18 protein-coding genes and 3 pseudogenes are annotated in these 13,737 nt (G+C 40.1%); 17 read left to right on the forward strand and 4 right to left on the reverse strand.

Going from position 1 to position 13,737, the window contains the following annotated elements; all coding sequences use genetic code 11:
- Window positions 1-75 precede the first annotated feature (75 nt).
- On the reverse strand, window positions 76-1,020 hold the full coding sequence (gene coaA / locus JCM19033_RS08615; protein ID WP_054636016.1) for a type I pantothenate kinase: 945 nt from the start codon (window positions 1,018-1,020) through the stop codon (window positions 76-78).
- Window positions 1,021-1,269: 249 nt separating this feature from the next.
- Here coaA and JCM19033_RS24190 point away from each other — a divergent pair, with 249 nt between their 5' ends.
- Window positions 1,270-1,551 carry a hypothetical protein gene (locus JCM19033_RS24190; protein WP_054636017.1) on the forward strand — a complete coding sequence of 94 codons (282 nt, stop codon included), beginning with the start codon at window positions 1,270-1,272 and terminating at the stop codon, window positions 1,549-1,551.
- A gap of 157 nt (window positions 1,552-1,708) precedes the next feature.
- The gene (locus tag JCM19033_RS08625) at window positions 1,709-2,188 is read left to right on the forward strand and encodes a hypothetical protein (RefSeq protein WP_054636018.1); all 480 of its coding nucleotides are present in this window, start codon (window positions 1,709-1,711) and stop codon (window positions 2,186-2,188) included.
- A gap of 126 nt (window positions 2,189-2,314) precedes the next feature.
- Here JCM19033_RS08625 and JCM19033_RS08630 read toward each other — a convergent pair whose 3' ends face one another.
- Both JCM19033_RS08630 and JCM19033_RS08635 read right to left on the reverse strand, forming a co-directional pair.
- The gene (locus JCM19033_RS08630) at window positions 2,315-2,656 is read right to left on the reverse strand and encodes a hypothetical protein (protein WP_054636019.1); all 342 of its coding nucleotides are present in this window, start codon (window positions 2,654-2,656) and stop codon (window positions 2,315-2,317) included.
- Window positions 2,657-2,739: 83 nt separating this feature from the next.
- The gene (locus JCM19033_RS08635) at window positions 2,740-3,102 is read right to left on the reverse strand and encodes a CHY zinc finger protein (protein WP_054636020.1); all 363 of its coding nucleotides are present in this window, start codon (window positions 3,100-3,102) and stop codon (window positions 2,740-2,742) included.
- 597 nt (window positions 3,103-3,699) lie between these two features.
- On the opposite strand from JCM19033_RS08635, the gene JCM19033_RS23350 reads away from it, so the two are divergent.
- From JCM19033_RS23350 to JCM19033_RS08680, 15 genes and pseudogenes are all read left to right on the forward strand, one after another.
- Window positions 3,700-3,924 (forward strand): hypothetical protein, encoded by a 225-nt coding sequence (locus JCM19033_RS23350; RefSeq protein WP_157049810.1) that lies wholly within the window; start codon window positions 3,700-3,702, stop codon window positions 3,922-3,924.
- A gap of 2 nt (window positions 3,925-3,926) precedes the next feature.
- Window positions 3,927-4,055 (forward strand): hypothetical protein, encoded by a 129-nt coding sequence (locus JCM19033_RS25415; RefSeq protein WP_269758085.1) that lies wholly within the window; start codon window positions 3,927-3,929, stop codon window positions 4,053-4,055.
- A 269-nt stretch (window positions 4,056-4,324) separates the two neighbouring features.
- Window positions 4,325-4,447 carry a hypothetical protein gene (locus JCM19033_RS25420; RefSeq protein ID WP_269758086.1) on the forward strand — a complete coding sequence of 41 codons (123 nt, stop codon included), beginning with the start codon at window positions 4,325-4,327 and terminating at the stop codon, window positions 4,445-4,447.
- Window positions 4,448-4,651: 204 nt separating this feature from the next.
- Complete coding sequence (locus JCM19033_RS24195; protein ID WP_269758087.1) at window positions 4,652-4,807, forward strand: hypothetical protein; 156 nt, start codon at window positions 4,652-4,654, stop codon at window positions 4,805-4,807.
- A gap of 8 nt (window positions 4,808-4,815) precedes the next feature.
- Window positions 4,816-5,673: an MMPL family transporter gene (locus JCM19033_RS08640; protein ID WP_054636021.1), complete on the forward strand. Its 858-nt coding sequence runs from the start codon at window positions 4,816-4,818 to the stop codon at window positions 5,671-5,673.
- Window positions 5,637-7,313 carry an MMPL family transporter gene (locus JCM19033_RS08645; protein WP_054636022.1) on the forward strand — a complete coding sequence of 559 codons (1,677 nt, stop codon included), beginning with the start codon at window positions 5,637-5,639 and terminating at the stop codon, window positions 7,311-7,313. The genes JCM19033_RS08640 and JCM19033_RS08645 overlap by 37 nt, the downstream gene beginning before the upstream one ends.
- Window positions 7,247-7,489 carry an MMPL family transporter gene (locus JCM19033_RS08650; protein WP_198153456.1) on the forward strand — a complete coding sequence of 81 codons (243 nt, stop codon included), beginning with the start codon at window positions 7,247-7,249 and terminating at the stop codon, window positions 7,487-7,489. The genes JCM19033_RS08645 and JCM19033_RS08650 overlap by 67 nt, the downstream gene beginning before the upstream one ends.
- Window positions 7,490-7,557: 68 nt before the next feature.
- Window positions 7,558-7,953: a type 1 glutamine amidotransferase domain-containing protein gene (locus tag JCM19033_RS27330; protein ID WP_306301281.1), complete on the forward strand. Its 396-nt coding sequence runs from the start codon at window positions 7,558-7,560 to the stop codon at window positions 7,951-7,953.
- Between the two features lie 81 nt (window positions 7,954-8,034).
- Window positions 8,035-8,199, forward strand: coding sequence for a hypothetical protein (locus tag JCM19033_RS27335; protein WP_306301282.1), 165 nt, complete (start codon window positions 8,035-8,037; stop codon window positions 8,197-8,199).
- Window positions 8,200-8,498: 299 nt separating this feature from the next.
- Complete coding sequence (locus JCM19033_RS08660) at window positions 8,499-8,987, forward strand: hypothetical protein (RefSeq protein WP_054636024.1); 489 nt, start codon at window positions 8,499-8,501, stop codon at window positions 8,985-8,987.
- Between the two features lie 209 nt (window positions 8,988-9,196).
- Entirely contained in the window at window positions 9,197-10,411 is a 1,215-nt protein-coding gene (locus JCM19033_RS08665) for a NupC/NupG family nucleoside CNT transporter (protein ID WP_054636123.1), read from the forward strand.
- A 222-nt stretch (window positions 10,412-10,633) separates the two neighbouring features.
- Window positions 10,634-11,481, forward strand: a pseudogene (locus JCM19033_RS08670) (aminoglycoside N(3)-acetyltransferase).
- Between the two features lie 119 nt (window positions 11,482-11,600).
- Window positions 11,601-11,702: pseudogene (locus tag JCM19033_RS25425) on the forward strand (YjcZ family sporulation protein); the annotation flags it as partial.
- A gap of 147 nt (window positions 11,703-11,849) precedes the next feature.
- Window positions 11,850-12,053, forward strand: coding sequence for a DUF6501 family protein (locus JCM19033_RS08675; protein WP_054636025.1), 204 nt, complete (start codon window positions 11,850-11,852; stop codon window positions 12,051-12,053).
- Window positions 12,054-12,234: 181 nt separating this feature from the next.
- Window positions 12,235-12,858, forward strand: a complete 624-nt coding sequence (locus tag JCM19033_RS08680) for a cell wall hydrolase (protein WP_054636026.1) — start codon at window positions 12,235-12,237, stop codon at window positions 12,856-12,858.
- A 46-nt stretch (window positions 12,859-12,904) separates the two neighbouring features.
- Here the strand turns inward: JCM19033_RS08680 and JCM19033_RS08685 are convergent.
- A pseudogene (locus JCM19033_RS08685) lies at window positions 12,905-13,710 on the reverse strand (DUF2935 domain-containing protein).
- Window positions 13,711-13,737 lie beyond the last annotated feature (27 nt).

Raw genomic sequence — 13,737 nt, forward strand, 5'->3', positions numbered from 1 at the left:
CCGCATGAACTTCTCCTTCCTACATTCAAGGTGTCTGCGATAACAGACAGAAGTTCAATATAAGAGTGTTCTTCGTCAAATCTTTCTCATTTCCAAGGTTGTCACTAAATGCTCACTCCCTTTATGAAGAATTAAATCAGCACGATTTCTAGTTGGGAGTATGTTTTCATTAAGGTTTGGCTTATTTATAGAATTCCAGATTCCCTCTGCCGTTCTGACAGCTTCATCCTCACTTAAATCAGCGTACATATGGAAATAGGAATTTGGATTTTGAAATGAAGTTTCCCGCAAAAGCTTAAAGCGCTCTACGTACCAAGAAAAGATGTCCTCTTCTTTTGCATCTATATAAATGGAAAAATCAAAGAAATCGGAAACATGAACTTTTCCCAGGTCTTCTTTCGTTGGAGGCTGGAGAACGTTGATTCCCTCAATAATAACAATATCCGGCTGTTTAATTTTTTGTTTTTGAAATGGGACGATATCATAAGTGACATGGGAATACATAGGCGCATCGATTTCGTTTATGCCTGATTTAATGTTAGAAAGAAAGTGAAGAAGCTCACTAACATTATAACTTTCAGGAAAGCCTTTTTTGTTCATTAATCCTTTTTCTATTAACGTAGCATTTGAATATAAAAAACCATCTGTCGTTACTAAATCGACAGTTGGGTGATTTGGCCAAAGGGAAAGCAGTGCTTTTAAAACCCTGGCTATCGTGCTTTTTCCCACAGCAACACTTCCTGCGATTCCGATAATAAAGGGAACTTTCTTTACTTCAGAATGTAAGAATGAGTTCGTGGCTTTATGAAGGTCTTGAGAAGCTGTGGCATGAAGGCTCAGCAGCCTGGAAAGGGGTAAATAGATATCTATCACTTCCTGAGGCGTCATTACCTCATTAAGACCTTGCATATTTTCAATTTCACTTTCCGATAGCGGTAACGTTGCATTATTTTTAAGCTGAGACCATTCTTGTCTGGTAAACGTTGTATAGGGTGTAATCATATGAGGATTCTTTAACATTTTGCACCTCTTTGCTTCATGGGTATCGTTTCTTTTAACTATGTACAATTTTATAACAAACATCATGGAAATGTGAATGGATTTTGACAAACTGTTTGGTTAATTTACCTAATTATCTGTAATTTTACCACTTTTTCACTGTTTTATTTAGTTATTTTGAAATAAATGGAATTGGAATTCAGCGGATAATTGATAGAAAGGTTGGCACACTACAATTATAAACTGCAATAACAAGGAGGAATATTTGAAATGGATAAAAAGATATTAGCAGCTGGTGCATCCGCGTTACTTGCCTTTAGTGTACTTACAGCTTGTGGTCCTGCTGAAGAAGAACCAATGGAGCAAGACCCTGGAATGGAAGAGGGAGAAATGGATCAGGAGATGGAGGAACCAGCTGACGACATGGAAGAAGCAGAAGATGATGAGCTTGACGATGAGGAGTTAGACGAGCTGGAAGATGAAGATGATGATTTAGACGATGAGATGGAAGATATGGAAGATGAAGAAGAAGATGAGGACGAAGAAGAATAATTTACATGAGGACAAGGAACATATTTCCCTTGTCCTTTACCCATGACTATAAAAAGGTGCATTTTTCCTAAGAAAAGAAAACTTCTCATAAAAAAGCCTCTATAGGAGAGGATACTTTACGAACCATTGATTTTATTTTTAAAAGGAGGAACCAACTATGGATGAATTCTCTGAAAAGCAAGTGGAAGCTGTTTCTAAAGCGGTAGCTGACGAGGAAGTTGCAAAAGAAATAGCATCCTTTCAAAGTCAGTTAGGAAATATTCAACAGCAAGTTCAACAGCAGCAGCCTGGACAGCAACAACAGCAGCCAGGGGGTCAACAAGCTGCAATGCAGGGTCAACAAGCGGCACAGCAAACGGAACAACAGTATAACCAGCTGTTAAACCAGATTCAACAGTTTAATCAGCAAGCGAATCAACAGCAGCAGCAGGCTGACCAACAGCTTCAGCAGTCACTGCAGCAAGCGATTCAAAGCTTAAATCAGGGGATGCAGTACATTGAGTCTAACCGTGCATTAAGCCAAATGACTCAAGCTATCAATCAGGCACAGCAGCAGTTAAGCCAAATGGCTTCTCAGCAGTCTCAGCAGCAATCTCCTCAGCAGCAGTCAGGCCAGCAGGGACAACAATATTCATAATGAAAAAGGGCGCCCGATAAGGGTGCCCTTATTTCTTTTTCTTTGATTTTTGTTCTTCAAGCCTGCTTTCCAATAATCTGTACTCTTCCTCTGAAAGTTCGGCGCTTCTTTCGGTAATCACAGCTTCTAATAAGTTTTTATTTTTATAATACTGTTCTTTTTCAGCGTTATAATAGTATTTAACTGCGTCTTCTTCTTTAAAAATTCCTTGCCGATTTTCAACAGAAATGTAACGGGAAAGCCATTTACGTTGAGGTTCTCTTTCGTTCTTACGTTTTGTTCGCTCTTATCTGAAGAGGCAAATTTCTCATAAAAAGCTTTCTTTAATGCTTTTTGCCTCGCTCGCTTTTTCTTCGAGCGTATACTGGATTTTTTTAGCAGCTGTTCTGAGTATTCTTGAAAGGTGACCCCTTTTTGTTCAAGGACTTTTTCAACTTCAGGATAGCGCTGAACTAATTCTTGCTCCATTGATGAAAACTCCAATCTCTATTGTTAATTATGTATACATCTTGCAGCACAAAAAAGCACATACAAAGGATATAGTAACATATTCATTCTTTTTTTGCAGTGGTTGGGAGCTGGAAATAAAGGTGAGCGTGACGTTTACACCCAGGATTAAAAGCTGAATGACAGGATGGGCATCGAGAGCCGCTCGCTAAATACTCATTTGTGCTCATCTCTCTCCCGCAAGCACCGCACATCACTGACTGATGGTCAAACTTTGCTTTTGGCCATCTTTTAAATTGATGATCTTCGTGTTCATGATGACATAGAAAGCAGGAAAAATAGCGAAGGCATTTGAAGCATTTTAAGGCAATGATATCTATTTCTGAACGGTAGTGGGAACACCTTGTTTCGTGGTCAATTCCAGTACCCGTCACATATTTTCCATGGATAAGGCGGTTCACAATCATTCCTCCTTGTGCCTCACACTATTTTACGTGGGGTATTCTTACTTCATATAATTGTGAAAGTTAAGTGAAACAAGTTTATATATTGAGACACCGGGAATAGTTGCTTGTACTTATGAGGCAGAGAAGCCTGATAAGAATGGTGAACAGAAAGGAGCGAAATATTTACAAAAAATTCACGGAAGTGTAATAAGTCTCTGCCTATTTTACACTATTTTTATGTTACCCTGTTAACACATGCTCAGGAGAGTAGCTCTTTGATTTTAATTATAGCAAAGGTTGAAGATATTAAGGGTAAAATCCTTGCTGCAATATACTTGTGTAATAAAGCCTGTTATATCAAAAGACCTATTAAATAAATAGGGAATTGTGACAAAAAGAAGAATTTCCTGCGGGAAGCTCGACACTATGCATCTTCTTGTGCTATAGTGAATAATATAAGATTATTCTGAATTTTCTACATCTTATCAAGGACTGAATCCTGAGTACAATGTAGAGTATCTAATCTAAGGAGGGATATTTCATGCAAGTGAAAGAGAGCATGGAAACGTTAGTTAAACGCAAGGCGCGAGAGCTCTGCAGCTCAATGCAATTAAGAGGTTGGGCGAGTACTCAGTTTATTCCTACAAAGCCTTTGGCCTGACAATGATTAGTACTACAGGCTGCCGAGCATGGTTTGGAAAACGCTGGGGTATGATCTGCGATGATTCTGATACTCACCTTAAGGTCGTATTAGATCTTCCGAAAGGGAAAATTGACCATAATTATGCAGCTGAACGCCTTGGTCTTCCTAAGGTAGAGGAACAGCCGACCAAAGCGGTGTAAGCATGATTGATAATCGTGATCGGGATACCGTTGTATTGTATCTATATGGTCGTGAATTAGAGAATGTTGAGTTTAAGCATTCTGAAATTCTTGATTTTATTAGTGATGTACGCAGATGGTCCTGCTTATAATCATGGACTGTAGTAAAAGCCAAAGAGCGTAACCCTTAGGGGTGCGCTTTATTTTTTTGCTTTTTTTCACTCTAAACAGAACCAGGGAAGGTTGTTTGTGCAAAAAGTTTTGCTGTTAAACCGTTTAGGGAATAAACTATTGGGTTTAGAAAGGGAGGCAGAACGATGTGAATGAATACAGAATGTAAAGATTAACCAGCCAATACAATGAAGAATATATACTTGCTGCAAAACGGCTAGAGTCATTACTCAAAGAAAAAGTTAAACCAATGAGCATTGAACAAATTGGCATCCTCAGTCAGTTGTTTATTCCCGGTCCAATGCTTGCTAATGAAATTGCAAAGGCTCTTGGTGTACATAAAAGCGCATATTCGCCTAAAGGAGACCGATAGATTTTCAATCGGTGGAGTGTCTCGCAAGAAAGATGATATATTTTTCTATATCTTACCAGAATAGGTGAAGAAATTATATACAGGTACAGAAAAAGTAATGACCAAATTTTTTTACGTACTGCTTTCCGGCATTGAACCCAGCTGAAGTGGAAGTATTTCTTAGCGGTTATAGAAAATCTCACTATAAATCAATGAGGGGGAAGGATGATGGAAATGAGAAAAAAATACAGGTGGCTCTACATATTGCCTTTCATTTGGATCGCCTTAAGTATCTTGCTTTTTATTACGGCACCGGATCTGGATCAGCTTGTCAGAGAAGAAGGCCAGGCACCTGTTCCAGAGGCTATCCTTCTTCCATAGCTGATCACATGATTGAACGGAACGAAGGCGGAGCAGGGGAAGAAGTGATTGCCCTTTATTTTGATGAGGACGGGCTTTCTCCTGGTCAAATAAATGAAATACAAGTCACTCTTAATGATGTAGAAGATGAAATAGGAGGAGTGGAGGTGAAACAGCTGATCACTCCTTTTGACTCCCAGGAACAGGAAGAACTTCTTTCCAGCGATGATGGAACAGCCATGATCGCTGTTGTTGAATTAAATATGGAAATGAGTGATACAACGAATATTCGTTCCTCTTTAGAGGAAAGCATGGAAGCCAGTGGCGTTCCTACATTGCTTACAGGATCATCTATTATAGAGGAAGATGTGATCGTCAGTTCGGAACAGGGACTGGCCACGACAGAAATGATTACCGTTATTTTTGTTATGTTCATCTTGCTATTAGTATTTCGATCAATCGCTGCCCCGCTGGTTCCTTTGATCACGGTTGGGGCTTCTTACATCTTGGCAGTGTCACTTGTCGCTTTCCTTGTTGAATATTGGAACTTTCCAGTTTCGAATTTCACACAAATATTTATTGTTGCTGTTTTGTTTGGAATCGGTACAGATTATTGTATATTGCTTCTAACACGATTTAAAGAGGAACTGATTAGACGAAAAGACCGGGTTCTTGCTATGAAGGCAACCTTTAAAGCGGTTGGACCTACTGTTTTTTACAGTGGAATCACTGGTTTTATTGGTTTTGCAGCTATAGGATTTGCTGACTTTTCTCTATACAGATCTGCAGTCGGTGTTTCCGTAGGAATATTGATTCTTCTTGTTGCACTATGGGTGTGGGTACCTGCGCTATGCTGCTTCTTGGCGAAAAGCTGTTTTGGCCAGTGAGAGGAGAATTAAAAATCACCACCTCGCGGACGTGGACCTACTTAGGACGGTTTTCGGTATATAAGCCAGGCTGGACAATTTTAATTCTTGCTCTGATCCTTATCCCTGCAATTTTTACTTATGATAATGAAACTTCTTTTGATTCATTGGATGAAATAAGTGACGAATATGATTCAGTCAGAGCTTTTGATTTGATTGCTGAAAAATTTGGCGAAGGAGAGGCTTTTCCTGCAACAGTTGTGGTCGAACATGACGAGCCGTGGGATGCCCAGAGCTTGGTCCCCTATATTCAACTCATCACCCAGGAAATTGAAAAAATAGAAGGAATCGAGGAAGTAAGAAGTGTAACTCAGCCGGAGGGAAATCTTGTTAATGAATTTAGGATTCCATTCTTGGCAGGGGAAATCGGTGATGGCATAAGGGAAGCTGTTGATGGACTAGAAGAGATTGCCGAAAACCTTTTTGAATTAGAGGAAAGTTTAAGCAGCTATCAAGGGGAATTTGAAGAAGCCGCAATCAATGCGGGAGAGCTTGCTGAAGGGACAGAGTCGATAGAGGAAGGTGCAGTGTCTCTTGAAAATGAGATGGCAGAGGTGAGTGAGGCAGTTGAAGAAACCGCTTCCTCAACAGAACAAATGAGCAGCAGTCTGGGAGAAATCCAAACACAGCTTACCCCTCTAGCAGAAGAAGGAGTCTTGCCGCAAGATACAATCAATGGGTTGAATGAAATTACCATGGGACTTGAGGAAGTAGCAGCCGTCTTGTACGAGATTGCAGGAGGACAGGCAGCCATTGGAGAAGAGACAGGAAATCTTGCAGAGGGAGCAGGTGAAAGTGGAGAAGGACAGGCTGAAATACAAATATCCTTCGAAGAAGTTGCCCTCGTTTTCGGCGACATAGCAAATGGTCTAGGAGAACTTGGTGAAGGGACCGTAGAAGCTGGCGAGGGTCTGGCAGGGGCTGAAGATATAGTAACAGAAATTGAAGAGCAGGAAAGGAATCCGTTGGAAGGGTTTTTCGTTGCAAATGAAATACTAGAAGATGAGGAACTTGAAGAAGCGTGGGATTCCTTTAGCACACCAAACCGTCAAGCTGCTATATTTAATGTTGTTTTTGAAATGAATCCTTATAGTAATGAAGCGATGGATTTGGTAGATGTGATAAACGAGAGAGTAGGGATTGCCCTTGAAGGGACAGAACTCGAGGGGAACGAATATTCTATTGGCGGTTTGTCAAGTATGAACCGGGATTTAGGTGAAGTGTCGGACGAGGACTTTGTCAGAACAGCAGTGATCATGCTTTCAGGGATCTTTCTTGTTCTAGTGTTTCTGCTTCGCTCCTTAGTGATGCCGCTATATATTTTGGCCTCTTTAATTTTAACGTATCTTGTATCCGTGTCTTTAACTGAATTTATATTTGTGACTATTCTTGGGTATTCAGGAATTAGCTGGGCAGTGCCATTTTTTGGTTTTGTTATGCTTATGGCGCTAGGTGTTGACTACTCTATTTTTTTAATGGCTCGATTTGCAGAAGATGTAGAGAAATTGCCTGTAAAAGAAGCATGGTTCATGCGATGGGACAAATTGGCACTGTTATTTTGTCTGCTGCAGTTATCCTTGCGGGCACATTTGGGGCCATGATGCCTTCTGGTGTATTGTCACTTATGCAAATAGGAACCCTCGTTTTGACTGGATTGCTGATGTATGCTGTTATTATGCTGCCGTTGTTTGTTCCTGTTATGGCAAATTTATTTGGAAATCACAACTGGTGGCCATTTAAAAATCGCGGCGGAAGGCAGAAGCAAGAAAAGGTTTAGGGAAATTTGGCCGGGGGAAAAGTTGTTACGAATCTTTACAAAAGTAAGTTATGGAAGGGGAGATTCCAGTGGCTAAGATTTTGATGGTTACTACTAGCAGCTACGAATTAAATGAGTATCAGAAAACAGGGTTATGGGTCTCTGAATTTACAGAGCCATATTTAGAATTTAAGAATGCAGGTCATGAGGTGACCGTTGCGAGTGCTGAGGGAGGGAATGTGCCTCTTGATCCCAATAGTCTGGAAGAGGATGCCCCTGAAGAATGGCGGGAAGTTATGAAGTTGTTAAGTGACACACCGTCTGTAAGTGAATTTAATGCTAAAGATTTTGACGGGGTCTTTCTTCCTGGAGGGCACGGGACAATGCTGGACCTCCCGGATAATGAATCTCTGCAGTCACTGCTTAAGGAAACGGCTGAAGAAGATAAAGCAATCGGTGCTGTGTGCCACGGACTGCAGGATTAGTGGGAGTAACATTATCAGATGGAACTCCGTTAGTGAAAGGCAAACGTGTCACATCTTTTAAAAACGATGAAAGAAAAAGAAATGAAAGTTTATGAAAAGGTACCATTTCTACTTGAAAGCCGGCTTGAAGAGCTAGGGGCGACTTTCACGTCAGGGGAAAACTTCACTGATCATGTGGAAGTGGATGGAAACCTTGTCACAGGCAGAACCCCCAATCAAGCATACAAACTGCGAAAGAATTTTTAAACGTACTGTCGTAAGATAGAGGGGGGAGGGGATGTTTCCCTCCCCCCTTTGTGGTGCGGTGCCTGGCAGCTTTTAGGTGATGTTAGTAGAATAGGCAGTATGTAAAGATTTAATATGACAAATGTTACAAATTTGTAAAGGGTGCCAGGCACCGCAATGCCACAGTAATAATATTGTGAGTTTGTGATAAAAATATAAAGGAGCTTGTTCTAATTCGTTAGAAAAAGTGTAGGCATGCAGTATAGATGATGTTACAATATTTTAAAGTAATCAGACAAAGAGGAAAGACGGGGTGTAGCATGAAATCATATCAGCGCAAATTCTTTTACTTAGGAAGTCATCATGGTATTTTGGAACCGATGACAATGGACAGGGTTCGTGAAGCAGGTTTTGATTTACAGGTTGAAAAAGATGATTTTCCTTACTTTATAAGTTTTTGCAGAGAATGGCATTCATTTTTTGAAGAAAAGGCCAGGGAAGTCAATCCACTGTACCGTCCGTATATTAAAGAAGCAGCCTTGTTTTTTGACGAACAGGTAGAACAAATCACGCTTTGTACTGCTCCTCACTATGATTCAACCTCTTATCAAGTACCATTTACAGATTTAGTGTATTCTTTAATGCTTGCCTACGATGCATTTGACCATGTTTTGGAAGCGTATAACCATATGCCGGCCCATTTTGAGACAGGGCTTAAATATTACCGCACTTTTGCATTTTTATCGGATCCTGTGAAAGCTCAATTTATCCTAAACCACTTACCTGATTTAAGGTTAAGTGTTGAATAATATAATACAGGGAAAAGCCCTTCATTTAAGCAGGGTTTTTCTTTTTTTATGTGCTTTTTTTACTAAAAGTGGGTAAGGTAACAAGAAGACAGATCTTTTCTACGTGTCATCCTTTACATCCAGCTGTTGCTTTGGTAAATTACGAAGGTCTTATTTTTTAGAAGTTGATAAAAAGGAAAATATAAGAAAAGAGTGGTGAATTTAAAATGCTGAATGTATTATGGGGGCTTATGGGGATTGTATTTGTTCTCTTCCTGGCATTTCTCGTTTCAGCAAGAAAACGTGCAATTCGTCCGAGAACAATACTTGGCGGCCTGGCTATTCAAATAGGATTTGCATTTATCGTTTTACAATGGCAGACAGGGCGGGAGTTCCTACAGTGGTTAACAGTTGTTGTTTCAAGTATAGTGGATTATACGAACGAAGGTATTGATTTTCTATTTGGAGGATTGTTTGAGGTGGAAGGGGTAGGTCACGTATTTGCCTTTCAAGTCCTTCCGATTATCATCTTTTTCTCCTCTTTAATTGCAGTACTGTACTACATAGGCGTCATGCAGTGGTTTATTAAGCTGTTAGGAGGAGCCCTTTCTTTCTTATTGGGAACCAGTAAGGCAGAGTCAATGTCGGCTGCAGCCAACATCTTTGTGGGGCAGACAGAAGCACCTCTTGTCGTTCGTCCTTATTTGCCGCGCATGACTAAATCTGAACTCTTTACAGTCATGACCGGAGGACTGGCTTCTGTTGCCGGCTCTGTTTTATTTGGTTATTACGCCTTGGGTGTCAGGCTTGATTATCTCCTGGCGGCAAGCTTTATGGCAGCACCCGCGGGTTTAATTATGGCAAAAATGATTATGCCTGAAACAGAAGTCTCTGAAACCACCGATGAGATAAAAATTGAAAAAGACAAAGAGTCTCAAAATGTTATCGATGCTGCTGCCCGGGGAGCATCTACGGGTCTTCAGCTTGCATTAAATGTAGGGGCAATGCTTCTTGCCTTTATTGCATTGATTGCTCTGGCTAATGGAATCCTTGGATTTATCGGAGGCTTGTTCGGGGCGGAGAACCTGACTCTTGAAATGATACTCGGATTTATATTTGCGCCGGTTGCGTTTATGATAGGTGTACCTTGGGGGGAAGCCTTGCAGGCAGGAAGCTTTATTGGACAAAAGCTTGTTTTGAATGAATTTGTCGCTTACGCTAATTTTGCCCCAGAGATTGAGAATTTTTCTGAAAAAGCAGAAGCGATCATCACCTTTGCTCTTTGTGGATTCGCTAATATTGCCTCACTGGCTATACTGTTAGGTGGAATTGGCGGATTAGCTCCTAACAGGCGCAGTGAAATTGCCCAGCTTGGTGTGCGGGCGATTATTGCTGGTACTCTCGCATCATTATTAAGCGCTTCAATTGCAGGGATGTTTATTTAAGAAGCTCTCTAATTGAGAGCTTTTTCATACCTTATTATAAAATTTCACGTACCGTATTATATATATTAAATAAATATATACTTAAAAGAAATTCTAATCTTGAATTCAGTTTTTGAAAATCTTAATAGCAAAATTTATTAAAAATATTTTGCGGATAGATTGGTATTAAGTAAGATAGTAGTAATTAAGCACTTGATTTTAAAAGCTGATGGAGGTTACCATATGAGCTTAAAAAAAATTATTGAAAATACACCTTCCCCAAGAACAGTGTCAAGCTTAACAGACGACCTTAAGCAACTAGGAGTGAAACGGGGAGATATGATTATAGTCCATTCTGCACTTTCATCCTTAGGGTGGGTTTGCGGCGGAGCTCAAGCTGTAGTAGAGGCTTTAATTAAAACAGTGGGTGAAGAAGGTACCCTTATTATGCCAGCTCAATCACCAGACTGGTCTGATCCAGAAGAGTGGTGTGAGCCGGAAATCCCGCAAGAATGGTGGTCTATTATTAAAAAGGAAATGCCTGCCTTTGATCCAGCTGTCACCCCAACCCAGGAGATGGGGGCCGTTGCTGAATATTTTCGTACTTATCCTGGTGTAATAAGAAGCAGCCACCCTTTAGAATCTTTTTGTGCCTGGGGAAAACATAAAGAGTTCGTTACGAAAGAGCAGCCTCTGGATTTTGCCATGGGAGAGAATTCTCCACTTGAAAAAATTTATTCACAAGACGGCAAGGTTCTATTAATAGGTGTTGGTTATAATTCAAATACCTCCATGCATTTAAGTGAGCATCGGGTCCCCTTTATACCTATCGTGCAAGATGCTGTGCCATGATCATAAATGGAGAAAGAGTTTGGAAAACATACAAAAGCATTGAATATGGGGATGAGTTATTTGATGAAATTGGTGAACATTTTGAAAAAGAATATCCAGCGCTTGTTACACAGGGAAAAGTAGGATCGGCTTTTTCCAGGTTAATGCTTCAGCGAGATATTGTTGACTATGCCGAGAAGTGGTTTAAAAATAACAAAGACAAACTACCGTTTATAAGGGATAGTAATGACGAAAGGTAAGTAAGAAATTTTTAAATTTGATCTTGATCTCCAAAAAAAATAAAAAAATATCTGTGAGCCTACCCAATATTTAATCTCCCACATACATTATTGAGAAAGGTTTTGGGGGAGGTGAGAAAATGGGATACGGATATTCCAGCAGCTTTGCTTTATTAGTTGTTTTGTTTATCCTGCTAGTGATTATCGGAGCTTCCTATGCAGGAAAAGGTTATGGAGGATACGGAGCAGGAGGCTACTGGATGGTAGAGGCAGAAGCTTTATCTGGCCTGAAAATTGCCAGGTGAAGCTTCTTTTCTTTTGTGGAATTGTTGATTCCTTCTTTATAAGAGAGTAATATGGCGTTAGGATACATACGAGGAGGATTGTAAATGATACATCATACATGGCATGAAGCAGAGACAATTAAAGAGCTAAAGTGCGTTCATGCAGATGCAAAAAAGTATAAAGTAAACAATGTATTGACACCTGGTAAAGTTTACTCATTAAAAAATGAAACAGATGAATTTTATTTTGTTATTGATAACACGGGTAAAATCGGTGGTTTCAAAAAAGAATATTTTGAAGAAATATAATTCTGTTATTTGTTTTGGAAGACTGTTGAGAATCTCTCAATAGTCTTTTTTAGAGGAGTGGGACCTCTGCATAAACAACTATGTTAAAAATTTTCACTATAGTGGACAAAAGGGTGAGAATGAGGCAATATAAAGTTATGAAATGATCTCATACCAATTTTATTTAGGAAGAAGGGAAAAAATGAAGAGGATGGTAAGAACGTCATTTGCAATTTTGTTAACGTTTCTTTTCTTTGCCTTCCTGCCGGATAAAGGGCAAGCACAAGCAGTCCTTGAAGAAGGTAGTGAGGGATATGAAGTCACTGTGCTTCAGCAGGACTTACACAGGCTTGGTTATTTGCCAGTTGCAGCAACAGGTTATTTCGGACCTTTAACAACAGAGGCAGTTCGTAATTTTCAATATGACTTTAATCTAACTGTTGACGGCATTGCAGGTCCAGGAACCAAGCATAGAATACAGGAAGTACATAAAATGGCTAGAATCGTTTATGGTGAAGCAAGAGGGGAGTCATTTGAAGGACAGGTAGCTGTAGCAGCAGTAATGAAAAATCGTCTTTATTCCACTCAATTTCCTTCTAGTGTAAGTGAAGTAATCTTTCAAAGAAATGCTTTTACTGCTGTCCAGGATGGCCAGTATTATTTAACCCCTGATGCCACGGCATACCGCGCAGTCGTCGAAGCATGGAGAGGATGGGACCCTTCTGCAGGATCACTTTATTATTTTAACCCGGATATTGCAACTTCTGAATGGATAAAAACCAGAACACCAGAATTTCGTATAGGAAAACATGTATTTGCGTATTAATAAATCCCAGAAAAGAATGCAGGCATTAAGCAGCCTGCATTTTTTTCTATTCTTCTGTGCGTGGAGAAGCCGGGTTACAATCTGGAGCAGAAATGCTGCTTGATTCTGCCAGCTTCATTAAATAGTAGCATTCTTCTCTTGCCATATGGTCTGCCATGAGCGGTGAAAGGTTGAAAGCATCTCATCAGTCAGTCCTAATTCTTCAATTTCATTAAGAAATGCTTTAAACAACGTTATTTCAAGCTCTACTTGATGGTTAAACCTTGATAGAGCGGGGAATTGTGTAACATTGGAACGAAGGTAGCCCGTCATTTCAACGGCTTTAATATAGAATTCTTCAAAGGTTTTCGTGAAGGATTCTGACGTCCGTTTCAGTTTTTTTTCTACCATATCCAATGATCCTGTTATCCCATCGGCATGGCCGGCAGCATCGAGAAGCCAAACTAAATGATGATGAAGCGCATGTGCAGGGGGAGCTTTTTCCCCTTGGATTAAATAACCGAGTATTCGAATATATTCCTCAACCTCATTGACCATGTGATTAAGGAAGGTAGGCGTTAACTCAATCGTTATTTGGCCTACCAAGTGCTCTTTAATTATAGCAAGCTTAAAAGTTCTTATTTTTTGGGAGGCTTCAAACGCTTCTCTTGAAAGAGTGATAAGCTCATCATCAAGCAGTGCTTCTCTGGATCGTTCAAGCAACGCGTCAAATACAGAAACAAATTCACGAGCTTGCTTTACCTTTTCCTCTTCTTCTGGGGATAACGTATCTCTAATAAACCGGGCATGGTCTCCAAGGACCTGAAGCCAGAATTGATGTTCAAATATTGTTTCCTCGTACCAATTTTTCACATCGTGCACCTCCTGCCATAATCAAAA

It is taken from the genome of Thalassobacillus sp. C254 (assembly GCF_001310615.1).

Excerpts from the sequence above, each read along its gene's own strand:
- coaA (WP_054636016.1), bottom strand. The coding sequence starts at position 1,020 with ATGTTAAAGAATCCTCATATGATTACACCCTATACAACGTTTACCAGA.
- JCM19033_RS24190 (WP_054636017.1), top strand. The coding sequence starts at position 1,270 with ATGGATAAAAAGATATTAGCAGCTGGTGCATCCGCGTTACTTGCCTTT.
- JCM19033_RS08625 (WP_054636018.1), top strand. The coding sequence starts at position 1,709 with ATGGATGAATTCTCTGAAAAGCAAGTGGAAGCTGTTTCTAAAGCGGTA.
- JCM19033_RS08630 (WP_054636019.1), bottom strand. The coding sequence starts at position 2,656 with ATGGAGCAAGAATTAGTTCAGCGCTATCCTGAAGTTGAAAAAGTCCTT.
- JCM19033_RS08635 (WP_054636020.1), bottom strand. The coding sequence starts at position 3,102 with ATGATTGTGAACCGCCTTATCCATGGAAAATATGTGACGGGTACTGGA.
- JCM19033_RS25415 (WP_269758085.1), top strand. The coding sequence starts at position 3,927 with ATGATTGATAATCGTGATCGGGATACCGTTGTATTGTATCTATATGGT.
- JCM19033_RS25420 (WP_269758086.1), top strand. The coding sequence starts at position 4,325 with ATGAGCATTGAACAAATTGGCATCCTCAGTCAGTTGTTTATTCCCGGT.
- JCM19033_RS24195 (WP_269758087.1), top strand. The coding sequence starts at position 4,652 with ATGATGGAAATGAGAAAAAAATACAGGTGGCTCTACATATTGCCTTTC.
- JCM19033_RS08640 (WP_054636021.1), top strand. The coding sequence starts at position 4,816 with ATGATTGAACGGAACGAAGGCGGAGCAGGGGAAGAAGTGATTGCCCTT.
- JCM19033_RS08645 (WP_054636022.1), top strand. The coding sequence starts at position 5,637 with ATGCTGCTTCTTGGCGAAAAGCTGTTTTGGCCAGTGAGAGGAGAATTA.
- JCM19033_RS08650 (WP_198153456.1), top strand. The coding sequence starts at position 7,247 with ATGGGACAAATTGGCACTGTTATTTTGTCTGCTGCAGTTATCCTTGCG.
- JCM19033_RS27335 (WP_306301282.1), top strand. The coding sequence starts at position 8,035 with ATGAAAGTTTATGAAAAGGTACCATTTCTACTTGAAAGCCGGCTTGAA.
- JCM19033_RS08660 (WP_054636024.1), top strand. The coding sequence starts at position 8,499 with ATGAAATCATATCAGCGCAAATTCTTTTACTTAGGAAGTCATCATGGT.
- JCM19033_RS08675 (WP_054636025.1), top strand. The coding sequence starts at position 11,850 with ATGATACATCATACATGGCATGAAGCAGAGACAATTAAAGAGCTAAAG.
- JCM19033_RS08680 (WP_054636026.1), top strand. The coding sequence starts at position 12,235 with ATGAAGAGGATGGTAAGAACGTCATTTGCAATTTTGTTAACGTTTCTT.